This window comes from Solwaraspora sp. WMMA2059, assembly GCF_027497315.1.
In the GTDB taxonomy this organism is placed as follows: Bacteria; Actinomycetota; Actinomycetes; order Mycobacteriales; family Micromonosporaceae; genus Micromonospora_E.
Genome location: NZ_CP114908.1, coordinates 5,407,425 through 5,431,752, shown reverse-complemented (window position 1 = coordinate 5,431,752; position 24,328 = coordinate 5,407,425). Strand labels below are relative to the sequence as shown.

Below are 24,328 nucleotides of genomic sequence, written 5' to 3'. Positions count from 1 at the left end.
TCGGCAAAACGGATCGGGCGGCGGCTGAGCAGGTGGTATTGCATCGCCGGGTGGCCGGCAGACGCGGACGGTCGACTAGTCAAGGAGGGGGTGTGTGTATGTGCCGGCTACCCGGGACGGGTTGATGGCCGGGCTTCGTGCTCTAAGGCGCGGTGATCGGATGCGCGCCTTCTGGCGGGCCGTCGGCGTGTCGAGTCGATGAAGCGCAGTGGATCATCGGTCCGCGGATGCCTGACGAGACGCAGGCGGCAGGTCACGGTGACCGGTCGAGAATTTACGGCTTGCGCATCCACGTCGCCGGATCGGTGACGAAGATGCCCTTGCCCTGGTGGCGGCGGATCACCTCAAGGGCTTCGAGCCGTATGTGCACCAGTTGCATGGTGGACGGGCTGACCGTGTAGATCCTGCAGAACTCGGCGATCGACGGCAGCTTGTCGCCGGGTGCGTACTTACCTGCGCGGATGTCCGCCATGATCTCGTCGGCGATCCGCAGGTAGTCAGGCTTGGCAGGCATGACGCTCCTGCTTGTCGAGGGCTCCTCGCGTGGCGACTCCAATTTGATCACAAGGAAAGTGTGCGAGCAATGGAACTTGAGTTACTTGGCTTCCTCATATAAGTTGCTCTCTGCGGGCGCTCCTCGCGTGGCAACGACGGGGTGCTCGTGCCCTGGTCGGGGCGGGGTGGTGGCGCGCGGCCTGCCCGTCCCGACCGCCCTACCCGAGCAAATCCCCGCGAAACCCGTAAACCCGTGAGCAGCGGAGATCCAGAATGAGCCGCTCCGGGGTCGTACTCGCCGAACGAGGCTGCGACCGCCGGAGCTGGGGCGACCCGTCGGCTGCGAGTCCTCCCGCTTCGGCCTTCCCGGCCGGCGGGTCGCCCCGTCCAAGCACACAGATACGCAGCACCAGCACCGGGAGCAGATCAGGCACAGCACCAGCGCGGCATCGCGTCGGCGGCACCAGCTGCCGGCGTACTCCTGACCGAAGGGGAACCCCGACGATGCGCAACCTTCTCCACCGGATCTTCAACCGACCAGGCCGGCGAATGCACCCGTTGGTCGAGCCATCGCAGCACCGGCGGCCCCGCAACGCCGGAGTGTTCCGCCGGCCGCCGCTGCGGCCCCGGATCCACCCCGGCCAGGTCCGCGACCGCCGGTTCCGCGAAGTGCGGCGCGGCCTCGACCCCGCCGAGGTGTACGCCTTCCTGCACTACGTCGCGGAGGACCTGACCGCCCTGCGCGACGACCTGCGGCGCACCGACGACGAGAACCTGCGGATCAAGCTGGCGCTGCGCGAATGGCAGTCCTCCCAGACCCGGATGTACGCATGACCGCCGGGCCGCGTACCCAACTGGTGCTGACCGTCGCGAACCTGGACACCGGCGCGGTCGCCTCCACCAGCGTGATGCCCGGCGACATCGAGCCGGAGCCGGCGCCGCACGGCGGCTGGGAGATACCACTGTGGCCGGTGCGTGATGAGCTGGCGGCGCAGGTCAAGGTCGACCGGTCGACGCTGCGTGACCTGCGCTATCTGGACCACACCGCTGCCCTGGGAGCCAATGCGGTGCTGACCCTGCCGTCGACCTGGCGGCCGGACCTGCCGGACGCCGAGCGGGCCGCCGGGCTCGCGGCGGCGCACACCGGTCCCGGCCACCCGGCCTGGTCGATCCACTTCGGGCGTACGTTGGCTGAGCCGCCGGTCAGCGTCGACGAATCGTTGGGCCGGCTGTGCGCGCTGGCCGACCTGCTCTGCCTCGACCTGGTCCTCGAGGCCCGGTGGGGGGTGTTCGCGGCCGATCTCAACTGGGACATCAGGTTCGAGACGCCCGGCGCGGCCGTGCCCCGTGACCAGCGCGGGTACGCCGCGAGCCTGCCCGCCGCCGTCGACGGTACCGCCGTGGCGGACGCGTTGGCCGGGCTGGCCGAACGGTCGTTGACCGCACCGGCGCACTTCCTGCTGCCGGCGCTGCGGTCGGCGGCGCCGCCCGACGGGATCGACGTCGATCGGCTGGAGCGCCGGATCGTCCAGGACTGCGGTACGCCGCCGCCGGTCCCGGCCGGCGCGGGGGAGTGGACCGCCGGGGCGCAGGCCATCTGGCGGGACCGCCGCTGGCGGCACACGTCGCTGTGCCGGATCCCGGGCCCTCGGCCGGCGATCCCCGAACTGGCCCCGGTGCTGCGCCGGACCTGGCAGCCGCCGCTGCCGCCGTGGTTCGGCGAGCCGATCCCGAGTGTGCCGTGCCCGGACTGTCACGCCACCGGCTGGCGGCACCCGGTGCTGACCTGCCGGCGGTGCGGTGGCCACGGCCGGCAGTTCGACGCTGCCGTCGTCACCGTCACCAATCTTCGGGACCGGGCGACGCACGTCGAATGGCGGCCGAGCCGCACCACCGGTCCAGCGGCCGGTGCGTCCGTCATCGCATCGGGTGGGCTGCCGGTGGTGCGGCTGCCGGAACGGTTCCGGCTGGGCCGGCTGGCCGGGGTGTTCGGCGTACGGCCGGTGGACCTGCTCGACCTGACCGGCGAGCGGGTGGTCCCGCAGGAGCTGCGCGACGGGGTGGTGCCGGTGCTCGGCGACGGGCCGGACCCGATCCGGCGGTACCTGCGGGCTGCCGCCGCCGGTCGACCCGGTGCCCGCCTGCTGGTGCACGCCACCGACTGGGCCGAACTGCCGGCGTTCGACGTGTTCGCCGCGCTGGTGGTCGGGCTCGGTCTGGCGCTGCGGGTGACCGCCCGGGACATGCGGCCGTACGTTGACGATCCGATGGTGGTGCACGACCTGCTCTGGGGCGTCGAGGCCTTGCCGGTGACCAGCACTGCGGCCGGCGGGACGAACCCGGCCGGTGGGAAGGCGCCGGTGGATGAGCTGGAGCCGGTGGACGAGCCGTTGAGCCGTAGCGTGCCGCAGGCGATCGGCTGCTGCCTGCGCTACCTGGAGCTGGCGGTGGTCGAGTCGCTGCCGGCCGACCCGGCGCGGCCGATCCCGGTGCCGCAGCAGTTGGCGCCGCCGGCCGTGCCGGACATCGTCGGGCAGCTCACCGAGCTGGCCGCCGCGCACGCCGGGCAGGTGGTGGCCGCGCATCTGGACCAGGTCGGCTGCCGATTCTGGGTCGCCCCGAGCCGCTGACGCTTGATGCCACAGGTGCATCAAGCTGAAACTCGTGTCTGCCCCGGGGAGGTCCCGGAGTTGGGCGGTTCAGGCGGATTTGCGGTCAGCGGTCTTCTTCGTGGCGGTCTTGCGGGCACCTGACTTCTGCGTACCGCCGGTTTTCTGACCGGTGCTCTTTGCTGCGGCCTTGCGGGCGTCGGTCTTCTTCTCCGGCTGGGCCTTCTTGGCGGTGGTCTTCTTCTGCTCGGCGGCCGCCGCCTTCTTCGCCGGGGCCGTCTTCCTGGCCGGGGCCGCCTTCTTCGCCGCAGGAGCGGCGGCGGCCTTGGCCGACTTGGCCGAGGTGATCGGGGTCGGCTCGGCGGGCTCCCGGTCCTTGCCAGCAGCCTCGTCCGAAGCTTCGCCAGCGGCTTCCCCGCGCGCCACCCGGGCCCGCTCGACCGAGGCGCGCAGTGCGGCCATCAGGTCGACCGCGGCGGCCGGTGCCTCCTCTTCCTCCTCCGGGGCGACGATCTCCCGGCCCTCCACCTTGGCGTCGATGACCTCCTGCAGTGCCGCCCGGTAGTCGTCGGTGTACTCGTCCGGAGCGAACTCGCCGGCCATCGAGTCGATCAGCGAGGCGGCCATCGCCAGCTCCGGCGGGCGGACCTGGATGTCGTCGTCGAGGAAGCCGAACGACGCCTGGCGGATCTCGTCCGGCCAGAGCATCGTGTTGAGCACCAGCACGTTGTCGCGTACCCGCAGGGTGGCGAGCTGCTCGCGTTGCCGGATCGCGACCTTGACGATCGCCACCCGGTCAGAGTCGGCCAGCGCGTCGCGCAGCAGCACGTACGGCTTGGTCGCGGTGCCTTCCGGCTCCAGGTAGTAGGCCTTGTTGTAGAGCATCGGGTCGACCTGGTCGGCCGGCACGAACTCCAGTACGTCGATCGCCCGGGAGGTGCTCAACGGCAGGTCGGCGAAGTCCTCGTCGGTGAGGATCACCATCTCGCCGCCGCCGAGGTCGTAGCCCTTGGCGATGTCGTCGTAGCTGACCTCCTCGCCGTCGACCGAGCAGACCCGCTTGTACCGGATGCGCCCGCCGTCCTCCCGGTGCACCTGGTGGAACCGGATGTCCTTCTCCTCGGTGGCGGAGTACAGGCGTACCCCGATCGACACGAGGCCGAACGACACCGCGCCTTTCCAGATCGCGCGCATGGCTGATCCCCTTCGCCACCACCGGCGGCCGCCGACCTGTCTCGCCCTTCCCCAAGGTCAAGATCGCCAGGTCGGCCCGGTGTTGATCCAGGATCGCATCCGACAGAACTGAGCGCGACCACTTCGTTGCTGGTTTTACAGTGGCAGGGTGCCGGGTGGACCGCTGCGGCCGATGCTCGCGACGACCGGGGAGCTGCCCACAGGCCCCGGCTGGTGGTACGAGTTCAAATGGGACGGCGTGCGCGCTCTGGCCGATATATCCGGCGGGGGGCAGCGGCTGTACGCCCGGTCCGGTGCTGAGATCACCATCGCCTACCCGGAGCTGTCCGGGCTGCCCCGCGCCCTGGACGACGCCCTGCTCGACGGGGAGATGGTGCTGCTCGACGCCGCCGGCCGGCCGTCGTTCACCCTGCTCGCCGAACGGATGCACGTACGGGACCCGGGGCGGGCGGCCCGACTGGCCGCCGGTGCGCCGGCCACGTACATGATCTTCGACCTGCTGCGGCTGCGCGGTGCCGACCTGACCGGCTGGCCGTACCACGACCGGCGGCACGCCCTCGAAGCGCTCGGGCTGGCCGGGCCGGCGTGGGCGGTGCCGCCCAGCTTCACCGACGGGCCGGCGACCCGGGCCGCCGCCGCCGAGCACGGGCTGGAGGGGGTGGTCGCCAAGCGGCGCGACGCGATCTACCGGCCGGGTGCCCGCAGCCCCGACTGGGTCAAGGTCAAGATCGAGCTGACCCGGGACTTCGTCGTCGGTGGCTGGCGTCCCGGGGCCCGCCGGATCGGTGGGCTGCTGGTCGGCGTACCGGTGCGGGACGCGGCCGGCGTGGCGACCGGCGCACTGCGGCTCACCGGCCGGGTCGGCGGCGGGATCGGCTCGGCTGCCGAGCGGGCCCTGCTGGCCGCGTTGGAGCCGCTGCGCACCGACATGTCGCCGTTCGACGCTGCGCTGCCCCGGGAGGACGCCCGCGGTGCGATCTGGGTACGCCCAGAGGTGGTGATCGAAGTACGGTACGGCCAGCAGACCCCGGACGGGCGGCTGCGGTTCCCCCGGTTCCTGCGGATCCGCCCGGACGTGCCGGCCACCGACGTCACCGAGGAGGACGCCGATGCGGGCTGACCGCGGTCTCGGCGCGGGCGAGCGCCGGATCCGGGTGGACGTCACCGGCCGGTCGCTGGAGCTGTCCAACCTGGACAAGGTGCTGTACCCGGCGGCCGGGTTCACCAAGGGCGAGGTGATCGACTACTACACCCGGGTCTCCGGTGCGCTGCTGCCGCACCTCGCCGACCGGGCGCTCACCCGGATCCGCTACCCGAACGGCGTCGACGGCCAGTTCTTCTTCGAGAAGAACGCCCCGGCCAGCACCCCGGACTGGGTGCGTACCGAGCGGCTGCCGACGCCCGGGTCGTCACGGGGCCGCGACGAGCTCGACTTCGTGGTCGCCGACGACCTGCCCACCCTGGTCTGGCTGGCCAATCTGGCCGCGTTGGAGCTGCACACCCCGCAGTGGCGGGTCGGCGCAGACCCGGACCTGCTGGTCGTCGACCTCGACCCGGGGGCGCCGGCCGGGATCGAGGAGTGCTGCGCGGTCGCGGTGCTGATCCGCGACCGGTTCGCCGACGACGGCATCGCCTGCTTCCCGAAGACCTCCGGCCGCAAGGGCATGCAGCTCGGCGCGCCGGTGTCGGCCGGGCAGCCGGCCGACGTCGTCTCCGGCTACGTGAAGCGGGTCGCCGAGGAGCTGGAACGCCGCGCACCGAAGACGATCACGTCGAAGATGGCCAAGCGGCTGCGCCCCGGCCGGGTCTTCATCGACTGGAGCCAGAACCACGCGGCGAAGACGACGGTGGCGCCGTACTCGCTGCGGGCCGGCCCGGTGCCGGCCGCCTCCGCGCCGCTGACCTGGCCGGAGGTGGAGGCCGCGGCGGCCGGCGAGCCGGGCGTCGTCCGCCAGTTCACCGCCGCCGAGGTGCTGGACCGGCTCGCCGAGTACGGCGACCTGCTCGCCGACCTGCTGACCGTCGGGCCGCCGGTCCCGGACCGCCGACAAGGGTCAGGGTAGGGCCGGGCCGAGGACGTCGTCGGCGTCGACGATCGTGTACGCGTACCCCTGCTCGGCGAGGAACCGCTGCCGGTGCGCGGCGTACTCGGTGTCGATGGTGTCCCGGGAGACCACGGTGTAGAAGTGCGCCTGCCGGCCGTCGGCCTTGGGTCGCAGCACCCGGCCGAGCCGTTGTGCCTCCTCCTGCCGGGAGCCGAACGTGCCGGACACCTGGATCGCCACCGCCGCCTCCGGCAGGTCGATGGAGAAGTTCCCGACCTTGGAGATGATCAGCGTGGGAATCTCACCGTTGCGGAACGCGTCGAACAGCCGTTCCCGCTCCTTGTTGGTGGTGGAGCCCTGCACGATCGGCGCGCCCAGGAACTCGCCGAGCTGGTGCAGCTGGTCGATGTACGCCCCGATGACCAGCACCTGGTCACCGTGGTGCCGGTCGACCAGCGCCTTGACCACCGGCAGCTTGGTACGCGCGGTGGCCGCCGCCCGGTACCGCTCCTCGGTCTCGGTGACCGCGTACCCCATCCGTTCCGCGTCGGTGAGGGTGACCCGGACCTCGACGCATTCGGCCGGGGCGATCCAGCCCTGCGCCTCGATGTCCTTCCACGGCGCGTCGTAGCGTTTCGGCCCGATCAGTGAGAAGACGTCGCCTTCCCGGCCGTCCTCGCGGACCAGGGTGGCGGTCAGGCCGAGCCGGCGGCGGGCCTGCAGATCGGCGGTGAACCGGAAGATCGGCGCCGGCAGCAGATGCACCTCGTCGTAGATCACCAGGCCCCAGTCGCGGGCGTTGAACAGGTCGAGGTGGGTGAAGGCGCCCTTACGGCGCGAGGTCAGCACCTGGTACGTGGCGATGGTGACCGGGCGGATCTCCTTGCGCTCGCCGGAGTACTCGCCGATCTCGTCGGCGGTCAGCGAGGTGCGGGCGACCAGCTCCCGCTTCCACTGCCGGCCGGCGACCGTGTTGGTGACCAGGATCAGGGTGGTCGCCTTGGCCTCGGCCATCGCGGCCGCGCCGACCAGCGTCTTGCCGGCGCCGCAGGGCAGAACCACCACTCCGGAGCCGCCGGCCCAGAACTGCTCGACCGCCTCCTGCTGGTAGGAGCGCAGCGACCAGCCGGGACGCCCGTCGGCGCCGGCGGTGTCCAGCTCGATCAGGTGCGCCTCGCCGTCGACGTAGCCGGCCAGGTCCTCGGCCGGCCAGCCGAGCTTGAGCAGGCCCTGCTTGAGCCGGCCCCGCTCGGACGGGTGCACCGCCACCGTGTCGTCGTCGATCTTGTCGCCGAACATGCCGGCGAGCTTCTTGCTCTTGGTCACCTCGGTCAGTACGGCCCGGTCGGTGGTCCGCAGCACCAGCCCGTACGCGGGGTCGTTGGCCAGCTGCAGCCGGCCGTACCGGTCCATGGTGTCGGCGACGTCGACCAGCAGCGCGTGCGGCACCGGGTAGCGGGAGTACTTCAGCAGCGCGTCGACGACGCTCTCGGCGTCGTGCCCGGCGGCGCGGGCGTTCCACAAACCGAGCGGGGTGAGCCGGTACGTGTGAACGTGCTCGGGCGAGCGCTCCAGCTCGGCGAACGGGGCGATCGCCATCCGGCACGCGGTGGCGTCCGGGTGGTCGATCTCAAGCAGCAAGGTCTTGTCTGACTGGACGATAAGTGGTCCGTTGTTCACTGTCGGTATCCCCCTTCTGGCCGACCCACCAGTCTTGCACGTGATCGTCCGACGTTGGGCGGCTCCGGTGACCGACGCCACTGTCGGAGTGACGATCATTGCGTACCCCGCGAGTATCGCCACCTCCGCTGCTCTGCGGTCGGATCCTTGCCGATTGCAGCAGGTGTCGTCGAAACGATTCGAGCAAACCTTCAATCAGTACTCCTCTATGTCTTGAGCGTGTCAGGCCCAGCACCTATGCTCCATGCTGTGGGGCTGAGGGCATGCCTCACCTGCATCCACCGGCCTTGTCGGGAGTCGGCCGGGGATGGCCGTCGGCAACATCTGTGCCGTCCGAGCCGGGCCTCGGGCGTCGAGCGCTGCGGGCCGGTCTCGTCCACCTCGGTCTAGCGTTCCGGGTCACGCCGCACGACGGTGCCGAGTGTCTCTCCGTCCCTACTGGCCACCCGCTGACAGCTTGCTCGCGAGTTGTCCGGCGCCATCTGCGCCGGTACCCGTAAACCGTCAGCTCTGGTCACGAATGCAGGAGAGGAAGGAAACGATGACCGGGCAGAAGCGTACGTGCGCGGTCAGTTGAGACCGCTGTGCCGGTGAGGACCGTCCTGCCGCACCGGCCCAGCTGAACCAGCACATCTCGGCAGGGATCCCGGCCAGCCCACTGCGGATGGTCACCCAGTAGATCAGGGGAAGTAATGAGAAAGTGGAGAATCAACGCGGCCGTTGGGTCCGTCGGGGCTGTGCTGCTCGCCTCGGCCGCGGTGGCCGCCGCGACCCCGGCCGCCGCGGCCGCCGGATGCTCGGTCAACTACGCGGTGTCGTCGCAGTGGCCGGGTGGGTTCGGTGCCAGCGTGACCATCACCAACCTCGGTGACCCACTCGCTAGCTGGAGCCTCACCTGGTCATTCGGTGCAGGCCAGACGGTTACGCAGGCATGGAACACGACGTTGACCCAGAGCGGTGCGGCGGTGACCGCCAGAAATGTCAGCTACAACGGCACCATCCCGACAAACGGTACGACCTCGTTCGGCTTCAACGGGTCGTGGAACGGCAGCAACCCCGCTCCCACCAGCTTCGCGCTGAACGGAGTGGCCTGCACCGGCGGTACGGTGCCCACCTCCGCACCTCCCACCACCGCGCCGCCGCCGACCACCGCGCCGCCGACCACCGCACCGCCGACCACGCGGCCGCCGACCGGGCCGGCTGACATCACGGTGAACAGCTCCACCAGATACCAGACCGTCGACGGTTTCGGGGCCGCCACCTGGATCTGGGGCAGCAGCACGTGGTCGACGGCCGAGACCCAGACCCTGGTCGGACTGGGCCCCGATCAGATGGGACTGTCGATCATCCGGACCGGCATCTCACCTGAGTCCGGCGAATGGTCGAACCAGGTCAACGCCCTGCGCACGGCGAAGTCGTACGGCTCCGACGTGAAAATCCTCGCCTCGCCCTGGACGGCGCCAGCGGCGTGGAAGACCAACAACAGCCGGATCAACGGCGGCAAGCTGCGCACCGACTACTACGACGACTACGCCAACCATCTGAACAGCTATGTCCAGTACATGCGCAACCAGGGGGTGACGGTCGACGTCACCTCCGTGCAGAACGAGCCGGACTGGCACCCCAGCTACGATTCGATGGACTGGAACGGGACCGAGCTGCGCAACTTCGTCCGCGACCACGGGTGGCGGGTGCAGAACACCGAGCTGATGGTCGCCGAGGCGGTCAACATGAACTACAGCTACACCGATCCGACCCTCAACGACGCAGGCGCGCGCAACAACATCGGCTACATCGGCGGGCACCTGTACGGCCTAGAGTCCCAGGGTCGACTGAAGCCGTACAACCTGGCCAACCAACACGGTAAGCCGGTGTGGATGACCGAGTGGAACCATCACGAGGCCGACGGCAGCGGCTCCAACATCTGGGGCGACCCGAGTAACCTGGCCGTCTGGGACGAGACGCTCGACGACATCATGCGTACCGTTCACCGGATCATGGAGGCCAACTGGGCCGCCTACATCTGGTGGTACGGCAAGCGGTTCTACTCCTTTATCGGTGACGGTGATGCGACCTACGGCACCACGGCGGGAGCGCCGCTCAAGCGCGGGTACGCGTTTTCGCAGTACGCCAAGTACGTGCGCCCCGGCTACCAGCGGGTCGCCCTGACGAAGAGCTCCAAGGCGTCACCGCTGGAGGTGACCGCCTACACCGGGGACGGTAAGACCACCCTGGTCATCCTCAACCGGTCGAACAGCGCGGTGAGCGGCGCGGTGGTTCAGGCCCCGCAGAACGTGACGCGGGCCGAACACTACCTCACCTCGCGGTACTCCAACGCGGCCAGCCAGTCCGTCGGGGTGAACGGCCAGCAGGTCACCGTCAACGTGGGCGCACGCAGCATCTCCACCGTCGTACTCACCCATTGAGGGCAGCGGGTGCCGGTGCGGGTCCCCTCCCGCACCGGCACCCCGACCCCGACGGTGCCGGCCGGTGCCAAGCACGTCTGCAGGCACCGGACACGTCGGCCGGTGCCGGTTGCTGTCCGATCCGGCCCCGACCTGCCAGTCTGGAGACAGTGAAGGGCAGCGATCGGGCCGGGAGGCGGTCATGGCGGTCAACGACAGTGCGGATCGACCAGGGTCGACCGACCGGGGCTACCCGGTGTCGGTCTCGCGGGCCACGTTGTTCTGGTACGCGTTCGCGTCGACCCTGCTCGTCGGCTGGTTCCTGTTCGGCTGGCTGGTGTTGCGTCAGGGCTTCGTCGACTCGGTGGGTGAGGCACTCGGCACCGGATCCGCGCTGCTGCTCACGGTGTCGGTGATTGAGGCGGCTCGCCGGCACCGGCACGACGGCCGGCCCACGGGCTGACGGCTCCGGGCGTACCGACCGGGAGCCGACTGCTGTGCGGTCAGGACCGACCCGACGTGACGGGCCGACGCGCGGTCAGTCGTGCACCACCGCTGCGGTCACCCGCTGCAGCGCGAAGGTGTGCAGCGTCTCGGTCCGCTCGTCCTCGGCCCGCAGGTAACCCGCGCCGATCGACACCGGACGGACCAGCCGGGAAGCGGCGGCGCCGTGTGCGTCCACGTAGCCCACCCAGACCAGCGCCTTGTCCCGTACCGCCTGCTGCAGCACGGCCAGCGCCTGCGAGTGCGCCTGCACCGCGGCCAACCCGTCGACCGCCTGCCCGGTCGCCGCCCGGATCGTCCCGGGCGTGCGCCGTACCGCCCGGGCCGCCGCCTCCCCCCGGCGAAGCTGCTCGACCAGACCGCTGATCCAGGGTGCGGTCAGCTTCGGCGCGGCCAGCGGATCGATTGACCGCAACGTCACCGGGTGCCGCGCCGGTGCCCGCCGGGCCCGTGGCCGGCCAGTACGCAGTGCGGCACCGGTGCCGTCCTCCGGCACCGGGGCGTAGCCGGCCTGCCGCAGCGCCTCCAGCATCCGGCCGGCGGGCACCACACAGACCAGCACCGTCGGCGCCAGCCGACGCAGCGACAGCGCGGCCAGCCGGCGGTCGGCCAGCACCGTGGCCAGCAACGCCTCGTCGTCGCTGCGCAGATAGCCGCCGGCCGATCCGGCGCGCAACCCGCCATGGGTACGGGCTGAGTCGTCGATCAGGTAGGTGAGGCCCTGCGGCACCGGGGTGCGGGACCGCCGGGCGAACAACTCATGCAGTTCGGCCGCCTGGTAGCCGGCGTCCAACGCCCGACGCACACTCGCCGGCGTGACCCGGTGCACGCTGGCCGCCCCGATCGACTCCGGCTCGGCGACCAGCTCCAACTCGGCAGCCAGGGCCGGCTCCGGTGGACCGGGCACCACCACGGTCAGATCGGCCTGCACCAGGACGTGGTCCACCGGGGACGGCAGCAGGTCGTCCAGCGCGCGTTCCACCGTCGACGCCGCACCTCGGTGCTCGCGTTCGGTGGCCCGTACGCCGAGCGGATCGTCGTCGGCTGCGGTGTCCCGACCGTCCCGGCCCTCCCCGGCGAGCAGCGAGCGGCCGTACCCGGTCAACACGCCCAGCCCGGTGACGCCCAGCTGAGCCGCCTCGTCGAGGACCTCGCGGTGCAGGTCGTCGCGGCCCCGGCTGCGCCGTGGCGCCTGCCATGCGAGCAGCGCGAGCACCTCGTCGGCGGTCGGCGCGGCCCCCGGCGGCAACGCGGCCAGCACCCCCAGCACGGTACGGCGCACCGTCGGCGCGCCGGCCCGCTCCACGTCGGTCGACAACGCGGTGATCGGCCGGTCCCGGTCGTCCCGGCGGCCGATCAACCCGGCCCGCCGGGTCATCGCCAGCCACGCCCCGGCCAGCCGCTCCCACCGCCGGGCCACCGGTTCGTTCATCCACTGGTCGTAGTTGCCGGTCGGCAGGATCTGCTGGTCGACAGCGGTGCGACTCGCCGTGGCGGGCAGTTCGGCGGCACCGAGCAGCCCGGCGGCGTACCCGATCTCGATCAGCAGCCCGGCCAGCGACTCGCTGACCCCACCGGCGCGGGCCAGCCGGCGCAGCTCCCGCACCCCGATCCCGCCGGTACGCAGCAGCGGCGCCGGCTCGGCGGCCAACGCCTCCAGCAGCGCGCCGGCCTGCCGGACCAGCTCCATCGCCTGCCCGGCACCGGTCGAGTCCACCGCCTTCGGATCGCGTTCGGCGGAACCCGCCGCAGGCGGGTCGGGGCGCAGCGCGCCGAGCGGCCCGGTGTCCCGCCGCAGCAACAGCCCGACCTCGCGGGGCAACTCCACGGCCTGGCTGCCGGCCGTCGCCGGCGCATCGGTGACCACCGCCAGCAGGCCGGCCTCGACCAGCCAGCGCACCGGACTCACCCCGTCGCCCGGACCGAGGGCGGCGGTGGCGGCGGCGGCCGGGGCTTCGCGGGCCTGAGCGCCGGTGGCCGGGACGGCGGCGGCGGTACTCACCGTGCCGAGTGGCGGGCCGACGGCGAGCCGGTCGAGTACCGCCCGGGCCGACGGCGGGGCGCTGAGCAGCGTCCGGCGCAACGCGGCCGGATCGGCGCACCGTCGAGCCACCCGGTCGTCCAGGTCGGCGGCGGGCCGGCCCAGCCCGGCTGGGTACGGCGAACTCGCCTCGTCCACCCCGCCGGCCACCCGGAACCGCCCAGCCGACCCGTACAGCAGGCAGCGGGCCAGCAGCCGGTCCACCGCCGCGCGGACCTGAGCCGCGGTCGCCCCGCTGCCCGGCGCGGTGGCCATCGCCAGCACCGCGTCCAGCTCGACGGCGGCGTCAGCGCTGTCGGCCGAACCGGCCGGGTGGACCGTAGCGGCGGAACCGGCCGGGTCGGCTGCGGCGGCCGAACCGGCGCTGGCCGGTAGCTCCCGGCACAGTCGCGCGGCGTCCAGGATCCGCAGGGTGAACTCGTCGAGGTCGTCGAGCGCGCGGGCAGAGGAGACCCGCGACTGTGCCCGGGCGGCCAGCGTGGCGATGTCGGTCGGCGCCGGCACCACCAGATCCGGACGCAGGCGCAGCAGGTCACCCAGCTCCGCGTCGGAGCGGGAACGCAGGTGGTCGGCGAGTGTGTTGGCCATGGTTGTTCCACGCTAGCCCGCCGGACGCCCCAGGTGGCCTCGGCCGTACGGAGCAGATGCTCCGGCGCGTGAGTCGCCCACATAGGCTCACCCTCCGGCCGCCACCCGGCCGGCCACCCGCCGGCCGGACCCACCCGTCGTGGCGGGCGTGACGAGGAAGGACGTGCGCATGTCGCCGGTGGTCGGATTCGACCTGGACATGACATTGATCGACTCGCGGCCGGGGGTCGCCGCCACCTACCGGGCGTTGACCGAGCTCACCGGGGTGCAGGTGGACGCCGAGGTCGCGGTGTCCCGGCTCGGCCCGCCGCTGCGCCACGAGATCAGCCAGTGGTTCCCGGCTGATCAGGTCGATGCCGCAGTCGAGCAGTTCCGGTCGCTCTACCCCCACTACGCGGTAGATCCGACGCTGCCGATGCCCGGGGCGGTCGCCGCGCTTGAACTGGTCCGGAAGTGGGGTGGCCGGGTGGTGGTGGTCACCTCGAAGCTCGGCCGGCTGGCTCGTCTGCACCTGGACCACCTGAGCCTGCCGGTGGACGAGGTCGCCGGCGACCTGTTCGCCGAAGGCAAGGCGGCCGCCCTGCACGAGTACGCCGTACAGCTCTATGTGGGTGACCACACGGCGGACATGGTGGCCGCGCGGACCGCCGGGATACCGGGTCTCGGGGTGGCCTCCGGCCCCTGTTCGGCGGCTGAGCTGCAGTCCACCGGAGCGGCTGCGGTGATCGACGACCTGACCGGATTCCCGGCGGCGGCCGACGCTCTGCTCCGGCTAGCCTGGTGAGGTCAATCCTGCGAGTGAAGTCGAGGTCAGTGGTGCCGACGGGTCGAGTGAAATGGTACGACGCGGGGAAGGGGTACGGATTCGTCACCAGTGACGAGGGTGGCGACGTGTTCCTGCCCAAGGGTGCGTTGCCGGCTGGCGTCACCGACCTCAAGTCCGGGCAACGGGTGGAGTTCGGGGTGGTGGACAGCCGGCGCGGCGCGCAGGCGCTCGGCGTACAGCTGTTGGAGGCCCCGCCGTCGGTCGCCGAGCTGCGTCGGCGACCGCCGGAGGAGCTGCACGGACTGGTCGAAGACATGATCAAGGTGCTGGAGGCCAAGGTCCAGCCGGACCTGCGGCGGGGCCGGTTCCCGGACCGCAAGACGGCGCAGACCGTGGCCCAGCTGGTGCACGCGGTCGCCCGCGAACTGGAGGTCTGACCCCGCAGTCGCGGTCCACGGACTGCAGCGGTCGGCGGTCTACCGCTGCCGTAGCTGGTCGCCGGGCGGCGGCGCGAGCAACCCTGCCATCGGTGGGGTGAGCCCGTGCGCCGCTGCCCGGTCCAGCAGCGCGGCGACCGCCGCGTACCCGTCGGCACCGAGGTCGGCGGTGAAGTCGTTGACGTACAGCCCGATGTGCCGGTCCACCACGTCCGGCTCCATTTCCTGAGCGTGCGCCAGCACGTAGTCGCGGGAAGCGCCCGGATCGGCCCAGGCCAGTCGGACCGACTCGCGTACCCAGCCGGCCGCCTGCGCCGGGTCGACCACGCCCCGTCGGGCCAGGATCGCGCCCAACGGGATCGGCAGGCCGGTGTCGGACTCCCACCATGCCCCTAGGTCGACCAGCGCGGTGAGCCCGTACCGCTGGTACGTGAACCGCGCCTCGTGGATCACCAGCCCGGCGTCGTACCGGCCGGTGGCGACGCCGGGCATGATCTCGTGGAACGGCACGACCTCGATCCGGGCCGGCGGCCGGTCTGCCGACCAGAGCCGGAACAGCAGGTACGCGGTGGTCCGCTCGCCGGGTACGGCGACGGTCGCCCCGGTCAGGTCGCCGGCTGACCAGCGGCCCTCCTCGGCCGTACCACCGCCAGCCGTGCGGCCAGCCGGTACGACGCCGGCCCTGCCACCGGTCAGCAGCAGTGGGCCGCAGCCTCGGCCCAACGCACCCCCACAGGGCAGCAGATGGTAGTCGGGCAGCAGCCAGGGCAACGCGGCGAAGCTGACCTTGACCAGGTCGAACTCGCCGCGTTCGGCGGCGGAGTTGGTGACGTCCACGTCGGCGTACCGGACGGTGACCGGCGGGGCGTCCGGTACCAGCCCGTGCACCAGGGCGTGGAAGACGAACGTGTCGTTGGGGCAGGGGGAGAATGCCAGCCGCAGGGTCACGTCAACCACGGTAGTCGGCACGCCGGCTGGTCAGCGCGCTGGCCGCCGTGGTCAGCGCGGCCATCGCCTGCGGAAGCCGCCAGCCGGCCCGGTCGCGCGGGCCGACCGGGTTGGAGATGGTGCGCAGCTCCGCGAAGGGCAGCCCGGCCAGCTCGGCGGCGCGGGCCACCCCGTACCCCTCCATGGCCTCGGCCACCGCGTCGGGGTGGCGGCCGATGAGCGTTCCTGCGGTCGTCGCGGTGCCGGTCACGGTGTTCACCGTCAGCACCGCGCCGGGTACGGCGTCCGGCAGTGCCGCCCGCAGCCAGCCGGTGAGTGCGTCGTCGGTGGCGGCGACCGCGGTGCCGAAGCCGAGCTCGTCGATCGCCAGGAACCCGTCCGGCGATTCGGCGCCGAGGTCGGCCGCGACGCTGCGGGTGGCAATGGCGGTCTGCCCGACGGCGATCCGGTCGGGGAACCCGCCGCCGATCCCCGCGCTGACCACCGCGTCGTACGGGCGTCCGCTGCTCGCCGCCACGGCCAGTTGTCGGCCGGTCCCGGCAGCGGCGGCCGCCGAGCCGACCCCGACCACCTCGACCTCGACCTCGACCGAAAAGTCGCTGTCCGCAGCGTCGCCGGCCGGTGCGATCCCGCGTCGGAGGGCGACCGCCTCGGCCTCGACCGCCGTCACTATCAGAATCCGCACCTGCCGCACCTTACCCACCGCTCCTTCCTGGACCTACCGGCCGCCGGGCAGGGGCACCGCCCCGGATACCCGCCAACTGGGCCGTGGACCAGCGTCTCCCTGCCCGTTCAGAGCCCGGCGTTCGGCCCGTCGGGTCGGTCGTCCTCGGCCGTGCGGCGCAGCGTCGACGACGGGCGGTAGATGTGGAATCCGGGTGGTGTCGGATCATCGTCGTCGGCTTGGCCATCGTCGCGGTGACCGGCGGGTGCGCCGCCGGCCGGGACGCCGACCGGCTCGGTGCCGACCTGGCCGGTGCCGCCCTGCCCGGCGCCGACCGGTGCCGGCGCTGCCGGCGTCGGCGGGGCAGGTCGCGGACGTGGCCGGATCCGGGCCGGGACGATTGATCGGCGGGCGCGTGGCGGAACCACCGTGGCCGGTTCGGCCGCACCGGCGTCGGTTGAGCCGGATTCGGGAGTACCGGCGTCGGCCGATTCCGATCCGGCGGTGCCGGGTTCGGGCCTGTCTGGTCCGGACGGGTCTGGGGTGTCATCGACCGTGTCGACCGGTCGGCCGTTGAGCCGGTCCTTGCGCTGCCGGCCGGCGACGATCACCGCGCGGGCGGCGGCGAGTACGCCGAAGCCGGCCGCCGCGACGAGACCGACCCGGCCGTCCACCGGGATCAGCCCGAACGCGCCGCCGGCGACGAACGACAGCATCAGAATGGTCTCGGAGTGGGCGAAGGCGCTGGCTCGCAACCGTTCCGGCAGCCGCTCCTGGATGGTGGCGTCCACCGCGAGCTTCGCGATGCCGCTGATGATCGCGGTGACGAAACAGAACAGCGCCACCATCAGCAGCGAGAACTGCAGGGTGGCGAGTACACCGACGCCGGCCACGATCACCAGCCCGCTGGACTGCAGGGCGAGCGGGCGGTTGATCCGCATCCGGCTCCCGATCGCGGTGGCCGCGAAGCTGCCGGCGGCCAGCGCCGCTCCGACCAACCCGAGCGCGCCCTCGTCACCGAGTTGCTGGCCGACCACCACCGTGGACAGATCGCCCGCCTTGATTGCGAAGGCGAGGAAGAGCAGCAGGAAGCCGTAGAGGCAGCGCAACGTGCCGCTGCCGACCAGGGTGGCGAGGACCAGCCGGCTACCGGTGAGAATCCGCTGCCGGTCGGTGCCCCGCCGGAGCCCGAACACCCGGAACGCGCGCGGCACCCGCTCGGCGGGCTCGGAGTCGGCCCGAGGCGGTAGTCGTAGTGCGATGACCATGCCGACCAGGAAGATCACCGACGCGACCCGCAGCGGCCACTGCGGCCCGAACCAGAACGCCGCAAGTCCCAGCGGCGCGACCAGCGCTCCGGCGATCGTGCCGTAGACGCTGGCCCGGGCCCCGGCCTGGGACAGTCCCAGGCCGGCCGGCAACAGCCGGGGCACGGCGGCGGAGCGGCCGACGCCGTACGCCCGGGACAGGGCGAGCACCCCGAACGCCGCCGGATACAGCCCGAACCCGTTCAGGTGGTCGGCGATCAGCCAGGCCAGGAAGGCCCGGCCGAGCATGGTGGTGGCCAGCGCGTACCGCCGGCCGTGCCGGAAGTGGTCGAGCACCGGGCCGACCACCGGGGCCAGCAGCGCGAACGGGACCATCGTCACCAACAGGTAGAGCGCCACGCTGCTGCGGGCCTCGCCGAGCGGCGCGCTGAAGAAGATGGTCCCGGCGAGCCCGATCGTGATCAGCGTGTCCCCGGCGCAGGAGGCGGCGTGCAGGTCGAACAGTCGGGACATGCCCGGTTCGCCGCCCGCGCCGCGGTGGCGTACCTGCAGAACCTTGTGCCCGGCCCAGCGACCGCTGTGCGCCGTGCCGCGCAGCACCGCGCGGGTGCTGCGGAAGGCGGTCCCGGCGGTGTGCCCGAGCGAGCGAAACAGCCCCATGCGCCCATCCTCACCTATCCGCAGCCGTCCCGTCTCGGGCTGTGCCGGTTTTCGCGGTCGCGGGTCCAGGTCGGCGGGGGAGTGCCTGGCGACAACGAGTCGCTGTCGGCGGGGGAGTGCCTGTCGGCGGTGCCGGCCGGTAGGCAACAATGGGACGGTGACCAGGAGCACCGCTCGTGCCGCCCGCCTCGACTCGGTCTGCGCCAAAGCCGTCGACGTGGCGTACGCCGTGCTGGCCGACGCGGTGGATCCCGCCGAGGTCGGCGAGCACCTGCAAGCGGTCGCCGAAGGCGACCGGCTGGTGACCCACCTTTTCGACTGCCATCTTGCCGGGTATCAGGGCTGGCGGTGGGCGGTCACCGTGACCCGGGTGTCCCGCAGCCGGCAGGTGACCGTCTGCGAGACGGTACTGCTGCCCGGCCCGGACGCCTTGCTGGCACCGGGCTGGCTGCCCTGGCACGACCGGCTGCAGCCCGGTGACCTGGGCGTCGGTGACCTACTGCCGACCTCGTTCGACGACGACCGGCTCGCGCCCGGTTACCTGCAGTCGGACGACCCGGCCGTGGAGGAGGTCTCCTGGGAGCTCGGGCTCGGCCGGAGCCGGGTGATGTCCCGCGAGGGCCGCGCCGACACCGCACAGCGCTGGTACGACGGCGAACACGGCCCACAGGCGCCGATCTCGGTCGCCGCGCCGGACACGGCCCGCTGCGGCACCTGCGGGTTCTACCTGGTGCTGGCCGGGGCGCTCCGGCAGGCGTTCGGGGTGTGTGGCAACGTCTACGCACCGGACGACGGCCGGGTGGTGAGCGTGGACCACGGCTGCGGCGCGCACTCGGAGACGCTGACCAGTCCGGCGGTGACCCCGGTGGACGAGCTGCCCACGGTCTACGACGACGGCGAGGTCGAGACGGTCACGGTGCGCTCGGGCCCGGCTGGCGACTGACCTGGTCGGCGTGGCGGCGTCGCCGGTTGGCGTCGTGCCGCAGCATTACCGCGAGCCCGGGCAGCCCGAGCAGGAATCCGGCCAGGCAGGTCCAGAGCCAGTCGGTACGCCCGGTGTCGGCCAGCCAGTTCCGGGCGAGCAGGCAGACCAGCCCGGCGACGGCCCAGGCGATCATCCCGCCGACAGCGAACGGCACCATCGGTGGGTCCAGCGGCGCCGGTCGGGGTGCCCTCGGCAGCCGGACCGGACCGGTCGGGGCGTCCGGCGGGGTCATCGGCGGCGAGTCGGGCACTCTACCAGGGTACGTCCCGGTTGATAGAGAACGCCGTGACGGGCCGGTCAATCCGGACAGCGGGCGGCCGGATCGGCGATGTCGCGGGACGTAACCGGACGGACCTCCACCGGTAACAGCTGATCTGAGACGATGCCCGCAGCCCAGTCAACCTGATGATCAGCTGTGAGGACCCATGGCGACAGTGCCGGCAGAGACGACCGGGTCGGCCCCGGACCGCAGCCCACGTAACGCATTCGACCGGTTCTTTGAGATCACCGCCCGCGGCTCCACCCCAGGCCGCGAGGTACGAGGCGGACTGGCCACCTTCTTCACGATGGCGTACATCGTGGTGCTCAACCCGTTGATCCTGGGTAGCGCGGTCGATGGCGAGGGCGCCGCGCTGGCGATCCCGGCGATCGCCGCCGCGACCGCCCTGATCGCCGGGTTGATGACGCTGCTGATGGGGGTGGTCGCCCGGTTCCCCCTGGCGCTGGCCGCCGGTCTCGGGGTGAACGCCCTCGTCGCCTTCGAGATCGCACCACAGATGACCTGGGCCGACGCGATGGGCCTGGTGGTCATCGAAGGCGTGATCATCCTGGTCCTGGTGCTGACCGGGCTGCGTACCGCCGTCTTCCGGGCCGTGCCCACCCAGCTGAAGACGGCCATCGGAGTCGGCATCGGGCTGTTCCTCGCGTTGATCGGCTTCGTCAACGCCGGGTTCGTCACCGGCGGCACCGCGTCACCGCCGCTCGGCCTGGGCATCAACGGCATGATCGCCACCTGGCCGGCCTTCGTCTTCGTGCTCGGCCTGCTGCTCACCCTGGTGCTGGTGGTCCGCAAGGTACGCGGCGCGATCCTGATCGGCATCCTGGGCTCCACGGTGCTGGCCGTCATCGTCGAGACGATCGGCGGGTTCGGGCCGGCCGGCGGCCCGGACGGCCAACCCGGCGGTTGGGCGTTGACCGTGCCGAGCCTGCCCGACCAGGTCTTCGGCATGCCGGACCTGTCGCTGCTCGGCAACTTCTCCGTGCTGGGGGCCTGGGACTCGGCCACCTGGCTGATCGCCCTGATGTTCGTCTTCACCCTGCTGCTGACCGACTTCTTCGACACGATGGGCACCATGGTCGCGGTCGGCCAGGAGGGCGGCCTGCTCGACTCCGAGGGGATGCCGCCGAGGACCAAGGAGATCCTGGTCGTCGACTCGATCGCGGCAGCGGCGGGCGGCCTGGCGAGTACGTCGAGCAACACCTCGTACATCGAAAGCGCCGCCGGGGTCGCGGAGGGTGCCCGGACCGGGGCCGCCAACCTGGTCACCGGCGCGTTGTTCCTGCTGGCTGTCTTCCTGTCCCCGCTGGTCGAGGTGGTGCCGTTCGAAGCGGCGTCGACCGCGCTGGTGGTGGTCGGCTTCCTGATGCTGACCGCGGTGCGCACCATCGACTGGACCGACTACGAGATCGCCATCCCGGCCTTCCTGACCATCGTGCTGATGCCGTTCACCTACTCGATCTCCAACGGGATCGGCGCGGGGGTGATCACCTTCGTGCTGATCAAGCTGGTGAAGGGCCGTGCGGCGCGGGTGCATCCGCTGCTGTACGGGGTGGCCGCGTTGTTCACCCTCTACTTCCTGCGGCACCCGCTGGAGTTGCTGATCGGCTGAGCCGGTCGCCTCGTCGCAACGTCGGCCGTCACCGGCGGTACCCTGATGCCGCCGGTGACGGTGGTCATAACGGCTGGTCGATCGGTGTGTTCGTTAGTTAGGCTAACGAACGTGACGGAGTGGGCGGTGATGGGAGAGCAGCAGGTCACGGCCGCGCAACTGGCGACGTCCCTGCGCGATGCCATCACCCGACTCAACCGGCGGGTCCGACGGGCCCGGCCGGTCGGCGATCTGACGGTCACCCAGCTGTCCGCGCTCACCAGCCTTGAGCTGGCCGGTGCGATGACGCCGCGGGAGCTGGCCGACATCGAGCGGGTCCAACCGCCGACGATGACCAGGATCGTCGCCAAGCTCGAGGAGCGCGGACTGGTGCAACGCACCCCGCACCCGACCGACGGCCGGCAGGTGATCCTGTCGGCCACCGAGTCAGGCCGGGAGGTGATCGCCGGGTTCGAACGGGTACGTGACGAGTGGCTCGCCACCCGGCTCGCCGAGCTGAGCCCTGCCGAACGGGATACGTTACGGCAGGCGGCGGAGATCCTGCAGCAGGTCGCCCGCGGCTGACGCGACAGTCGCCACCGGGTCCGCTTCGTCCCACGTGGATGACGCGTACGATCCGAGGAGGCGCACCCCGAGTGCGGGCGACACTGAACACCACCTTCCAGTCCCTACAGGTCCGCAACTACCGGATCTTCGCCACCGGGCAGCTGATCAAGCTGATCGGTGTGTGGATGATGTTCATCGCGCAGGACTGGCTCGTCCTGCAGCTGTCGGACGACTCCGCCACCGCGCTCGGAGTGGTCGTCGCCCTCCAGTTCACCCCGGTGCTGCTGTTCACCCTGATCTCCGGTCGGCTCGCCGACCGCTACGACAAACGGCTGCTGCTGTTCGTCGCCAACGCCATCTGGTGCGTGCTGGCCCTCGTGATGAGCGTGCTGGTGCTGACCGGCGTCGTGGCGCTCTGGCACGTCTTCGTCTTCGCCGGCCTGCTCGGCGTCGGCAACGCCCTGGAGACTCCGGTCCGGCAGGCATTCGTCTCCGAACTGGTCGGCACCCCGCTGCTGCCCAACGCCCTTGCGCTGTCCTCGGCGACGTTCAACACCGCGCGGATCGTCGGCCCGGCCCTGGCCGGGCTTGCCATCGCGGCGTTCGACGTCGGGCCGGTCTTCCTGATCAGCGCGCTCGCGTCAACGGCCCCGCTGGTCGGACTGGTTCGGATGCGCTCCGGCGAACTGCACCGGGTCGGCCTGCCGGTCGGAGCGCAGCGGGACGCCGCCAAGGTGGTCGACGGGTTGCGCTACGTCGCCCGCCGCCCCGACCTGATGCTGCCGATGGCCCTGATGGCCGTGCTCGGCCTGCTGCTGTTCAACTTCCAGTTGACCCTCGCCGCATTGGCCAAGACAGTGTTCGAGACCGGTGCGGCGTCGTTCGGGCTGTTCACCACGGCGCTCGCGGTCGGCGCGCTGGCCGGTGCCCTCGTTGCCAGCGGCCGACGCGAACGGCCGTCGGTCTACATCGTGCTGGGCAGTGCGTTGACCTTCGCCGGCCTCGGCACCCTGGTCGGGCTGGCCCCGACGTACTGGCTGGTGGTGCTCCTGCTGCTGCCGACCGGATTCTTCATGGTCTACTTCGCGCAGGCCTCCAACCAGCGGGTGCAGCTCGGCGTCGACCCGGCCTTCCGGGGCCGGGTGATGGCGCTGTGGGTGCTGGTCTTCCTGGGCACCAACCCGGTCGGCGCACCGATCATCGGCTGGGTCGCCGAGCGCTTCGGAGCCGGGGCCAGCATCTGGCTGGGCGGCCTGCTGTCCTTCCTGACCGCCGCCGCCACGCTGGCCTGGCAGTTGCGGCGCACCGGCGGCCGGATACGGCTACGGTGGGCACCGATGCCCCGGCTCTACGTCCTGCCGGCCCAATCCGCGCCGGCCCACGCCGGAGCCGTCCGAGCTTGACCCGGAGCCGTACGGCCCGGGCCGGTCAGTCCAGGCCGCTGGAGGCCTACGACGGGTCAGGAACTTGCGCGGTCGGCCGGGCCGCTACCGAACAGGACGTCGTCCCAGCTCGGCAGCCGCTTGCGGGGCTTGCCGGAGCTGTCCGCCGGGGTCTCGGTGGCACCGGACGAGGCGCGCCGGGGCCGCAGCACCGCCAGTGACGGCACCGCCGGGACCTCCTTGGGTGCGTCGGCGTCGTCGTCGAAGGCGGAACCCGCGCCGCCGCCGAGCAGTGCGGCGGCGCCGCCGGCCACCGGCCGCTGCCGGGGCGTCTCGGCGTTGGCCGCCGGCTCCAGGCCGCGACCGGCCGCCGAACCGAGCGGTCGGTCCAGCGAGGCGAGCAGCGCGTCCCGCCCGGCCCGGATCGGGTCCCGGCTGGATCGTGGCTGGTCACCGGGGGCAGCCGGTAGGCCGTGCCCGCCCCGGCCCGGCTCGGCGCGCGCCGGACCGGGCAGCGCATGCCCGCCCCGCTCCGGCGCCGGCTCCTGACCGAGGATCTGGGTCGGCCGCTCGGTGCAGAGGTACTGCGCCATGTCGTCGTGCGGCGAGATGACCTGGCGGCTCTTGTCCAGCTCCCAGATGGCCTGGGCGGTGGCCTTGCCGGACGGCCAGGTGGCGATGATCCGCCAGGTGCCGTCGTCGCGCCGGTACGCGTCCCAGGAAATCTTCTCCGCGTCGATGCCGTGCTGGGCCAGCCGGCCGTCGACGACCTCGGCGAGCGGGGCACCCTTGTCGGAGTTCTTCAGCCTGGTACGCCGGGCGTGCTGGGCGAGCATGGCCCGCTCCTGCAGCACCGGTCCGGCGTAGCGCAGCACCCGGTCAACCGGCACCCCGGCGATCCGCGCGACGTCGTCGGCCGACTCGCCGGACCGGATCCGGGCCTGGATGTCCCGGGGGGACAGCGACGGCTGGGGATCTCCGGGCTGGCTGGCCACCGTCAACGTGGTCGAGCTGTCCGGGTCGGCCTGCACCGCAGTGGAGACGCGGTCGTCGATCGGCAGGGCGAGCAGTCGGCCGACCTCGTCAGCGAGGACCAGGGCCTGACCGTCCTCGGAGAGGGCGACGAAGCGTACCGGGCGCATCGCGTTGCCTCCGTCCCGCTGAGCTGCCCCACGCCGCAAGGTCGACCCGCCCGCGACGTCCTCCGCACACGGTACGCCGA

The 24,328-nt window shown here is 71.9% G+C and carries 21 protein-coding genes; 12 read left to right on the top strand and 9 right to left on the bottom strand.

Translation table 11 applies throughout. The features are described from left to right. Positions 1-274 precede the first annotated feature (274 nt). Positions 275-514: a winged helix-turn-helix domain-containing protein gene (locus tag O7553_RS24860; protein ID WP_281552022.1), complete on the bottom strand. Its 240-nt coding sequence runs from the start codon at positions 512-514 to the stop codon at positions 275-277. Between the two features lie 485 nt (positions 515-999). Between O7553_RS24860 and O7553_RS24855 the strand changes: the two genes are divergently transcribed. Beyond that, complete coding sequence (locus O7553_RS24855; RefSeq protein WP_281552021.1) at positions 1,000-1,329, top strand: DivIVA domain-containing protein; 330 nt, start codon at positions 1,000-1,002, stop codon at positions 1,327-1,329. Then, a complete protein-coding gene (locus tag O7553_RS24850) occupies positions 1,326-3,125 on the top strand; it encodes a hypothetical protein (RefSeq protein WP_281552020.1) in 1,800 nt (599 codons plus the stop codon). Before O7553_RS24855 ends, O7553_RS24850 begins: the two co-directional genes overlap by 4 nt. A 69-nt stretch (positions 3,126-3,194) precedes the next feature. On the opposite strand, the gene O7553_RS24845 is transcribed toward O7553_RS24850, so the two are convergent. Then, on the bottom strand, positions 3,195-4,298 hold the full coding sequence (locus O7553_RS24845) for a Ku protein (protein ID WP_281552019.1): 1,104 nt from the start codon (positions 4,296-4,298) through the stop codon (positions 3,195-3,197). 148 nt (positions 4,299-4,446) lie between these two features. Between O7553_RS24845 and ligD (O7553_RS24840) the strand changes: the two genes are divergently transcribed. Then, positions 4,447-5,418, top strand: a complete 972-nt coding sequence (gene ligD, locus O7553_RS24840) for a non-homologous end-joining DNA ligase (RefSeq protein ID WP_281552018.1) — start codon at positions 4,447-4,449, stop codon at positions 5,416-5,418. Further along, the gene (gene ligD, locus O7553_RS24835) at positions 5,408-6,361 is read left to right on the top strand and encodes a non-homologous end-joining DNA ligase (protein ID WP_281552017.1); all 954 of its coding nucleotides are present in this window, start codon (positions 5,408-5,410) and stop codon (positions 6,359-6,361) included. Before ligD (O7553_RS24840) ends, ligD (O7553_RS24835) begins: the two co-directional genes overlap by 11 nt. On the opposite strand, the gene O7553_RS24830 is transcribed toward ligD (O7553_RS24835), so the two are convergent. After that, positions 6,353-8,023 carry a DNA repair helicase XPB gene (locus tag O7553_RS24830; RefSeq protein WP_281552016.1) on the bottom strand — a complete coding sequence of 557 codons (1,671 nt, stop codon included), beginning with the start codon at positions 8,021-8,023 and terminating at the stop codon, positions 6,353-6,355. The two genes, ligD (O7553_RS24835) and O7553_RS24830, sit on opposite strands and share 9 nt — an antisense overlap. A gap of 692 nt (positions 8,024-8,715) precedes the next feature. Between O7553_RS24830 and O7553_RS24825 the strand changes: the two genes are divergently transcribed. Continuing rightward, positions 8,716-10,449 (top strand): cellulose binding domain-containing protein, encoded by a 1,734-nt coding sequence (locus O7553_RS24825; protein ID WP_281552015.1) that lies wholly within the window; start codon positions 8,716-8,718, stop codon positions 10,447-10,449. Positions 10,450-10,630: 181 nt separating this feature from the next. Then, positions 10,631-10,891, top strand: coding sequence for a hypothetical protein (locus O7553_RS24820; RefSeq protein WP_281552014.1), 261 nt, complete (start codon positions 10,631-10,633; stop codon positions 10,889-10,891). Between the two features lie 75 nt (positions 10,892-10,966). Here the strand turns inward: O7553_RS24820 and O7553_RS24815 are convergent, their stop codons facing one another. Beyond that, positions 10,967-13,561: a helicase-associated domain-containing protein gene (locus O7553_RS24815; RefSeq protein ID WP_281552013.1), complete on the bottom strand. Its 2,595-nt coding sequence runs from the start codon at positions 13,559-13,561 to the stop codon at positions 10,967-10,969. Positions 13,562-13,730: 169 nt separating this feature from the next. On the opposite strand from O7553_RS24815, the gene O7553_RS24810 reads away from it, so the two are divergent. Further along, a complete protein-coding gene (locus O7553_RS24810) occupies positions 13,731-14,345 on the top strand; it encodes an HAD hydrolase-like protein (protein WP_281552012.1) in 615 nt (204 codons plus the stop codon). Positions 14,346-14,377: 32 nt separating this feature from the next. After that, positions 14,378-14,764 (top strand): cold shock domain-containing protein, encoded by a 387-nt coding sequence (locus tag O7553_RS24805; RefSeq protein WP_123607376.1) that lies wholly within the window; start codon positions 14,378-14,380, stop codon positions 14,762-14,764. 39 nt (positions 14,765-14,803) lie between these two features. Here O7553_RS24805 and O7553_RS24800 read toward each other — a convergent pair whose 3' ends face one another. From O7553_RS24800 to O7553_RS24790, 3 genes are all read right to left on the bottom strand, one after another. Continuing rightward, positions 14,804-15,712 (bottom strand): 1,4-dihydroxy-6-naphthoate synthase, encoded by a 909-nt coding sequence (locus tag O7553_RS24800; RefSeq protein WP_281552011.1) that lies wholly within the window; start codon positions 15,710-15,712, stop codon positions 14,804-14,806. 1 nt (position 15,713) lies between these two features. Continuing rightward, the gene (locus O7553_RS24795; RefSeq protein WP_281552010.1) at positions 15,714-16,397 is read right to left on the bottom strand and encodes a futalosine hydrolase; all 684 of its coding nucleotides are present in this window, start codon (positions 16,395-16,397) and stop codon (positions 15,714-15,716) included. A gap of 107 nt (positions 16,398-16,504) precedes the next feature. After that, entirely contained in the window at positions 16,505-18,304 is a 1,800-nt protein-coding gene (locus O7553_RS24790) for an MFS transporter (RefSeq protein ID WP_281552009.1), read from the bottom strand. 85 nt (positions 18,305-18,389) lie between these two features. Here O7553_RS24790 and O7553_RS24785 point away from each other — a divergent pair, with 85 nt between their 5' ends. Next, the gene (locus tag O7553_RS24785) at positions 18,390-19,247 is read left to right on the top strand and encodes a DUF3027 domain-containing protein (RefSeq protein WP_281555741.1); all 858 of its coding nucleotides are present in this window, start codon (positions 18,390-18,392) and stop codon (positions 19,245-19,247) included. On the opposite strand, the gene O7553_RS24780 is transcribed toward O7553_RS24785, so the two are convergent. Next, the gene (locus O7553_RS24780) at positions 19,216-19,521 is read right to left on the bottom strand and encodes a DUF2530 domain-containing protein (protein ID WP_281555740.1); all 306 of its coding nucleotides are present in this window, start codon (positions 19,519-19,521) and stop codon (positions 19,216-19,218) included. The genes O7553_RS24785 and O7553_RS24780 overlap by 32 nt on opposite strands. A gap of 193 nt (positions 19,522-19,714) precedes the next feature. On the opposite strand from O7553_RS24780, the gene O7553_RS24775 reads away from it, so the two are divergent. The 3 genes from O7553_RS24775 (at position 19,715) to O7553_RS24765 (ending at position 23,127) form a co-directional block, all read left to right on the top strand. Next, positions 19,715-21,178, top strand: coding sequence for an NCS2 family permease (locus O7553_RS24775; RefSeq protein WP_281552008.1), 1,464 nt, complete (start codon positions 19,715-19,717; stop codon positions 21,176-21,178). A 129-nt stretch (positions 21,179-21,307) separates the two neighbouring features. Next, positions 21,308-21,742 (top strand): MarR family transcriptional regulator, encoded by a 435-nt coding sequence (locus O7553_RS24770; RefSeq protein ID WP_281555739.1) that lies wholly within the window; start codon positions 21,308-21,310, stop codon positions 21,740-21,742. A 71-nt stretch (positions 21,743-21,813) separates the two neighbouring features. Continuing rightward, positions 21,814-23,127 carry an MFS transporter gene (locus tag O7553_RS24765; RefSeq protein WP_281552007.1) on the top strand — a complete coding sequence of 438 codons (1,314 nt, stop codon included), beginning with the start codon at positions 21,814-21,816 and terminating at the stop codon, positions 23,125-23,127. A 56-nt stretch (positions 23,128-23,183) separates the two neighbouring features. Here O7553_RS24765 and sepH read toward each other — a convergent pair whose 3' ends face one another. Continuing rightward, the gene (sepH, locus tag O7553_RS24760) at positions 23,184-24,248 is read right to left on the bottom strand and encodes a septation protein SepH (RefSeq protein ID WP_281552006.1); all 1,065 of its coding nucleotides are present in this window, start codon (positions 24,246-24,248) and stop codon (positions 23,184-23,186) included. Between the last annotated feature and the right edge of the window lie 80 nt (positions 24,249-24,328).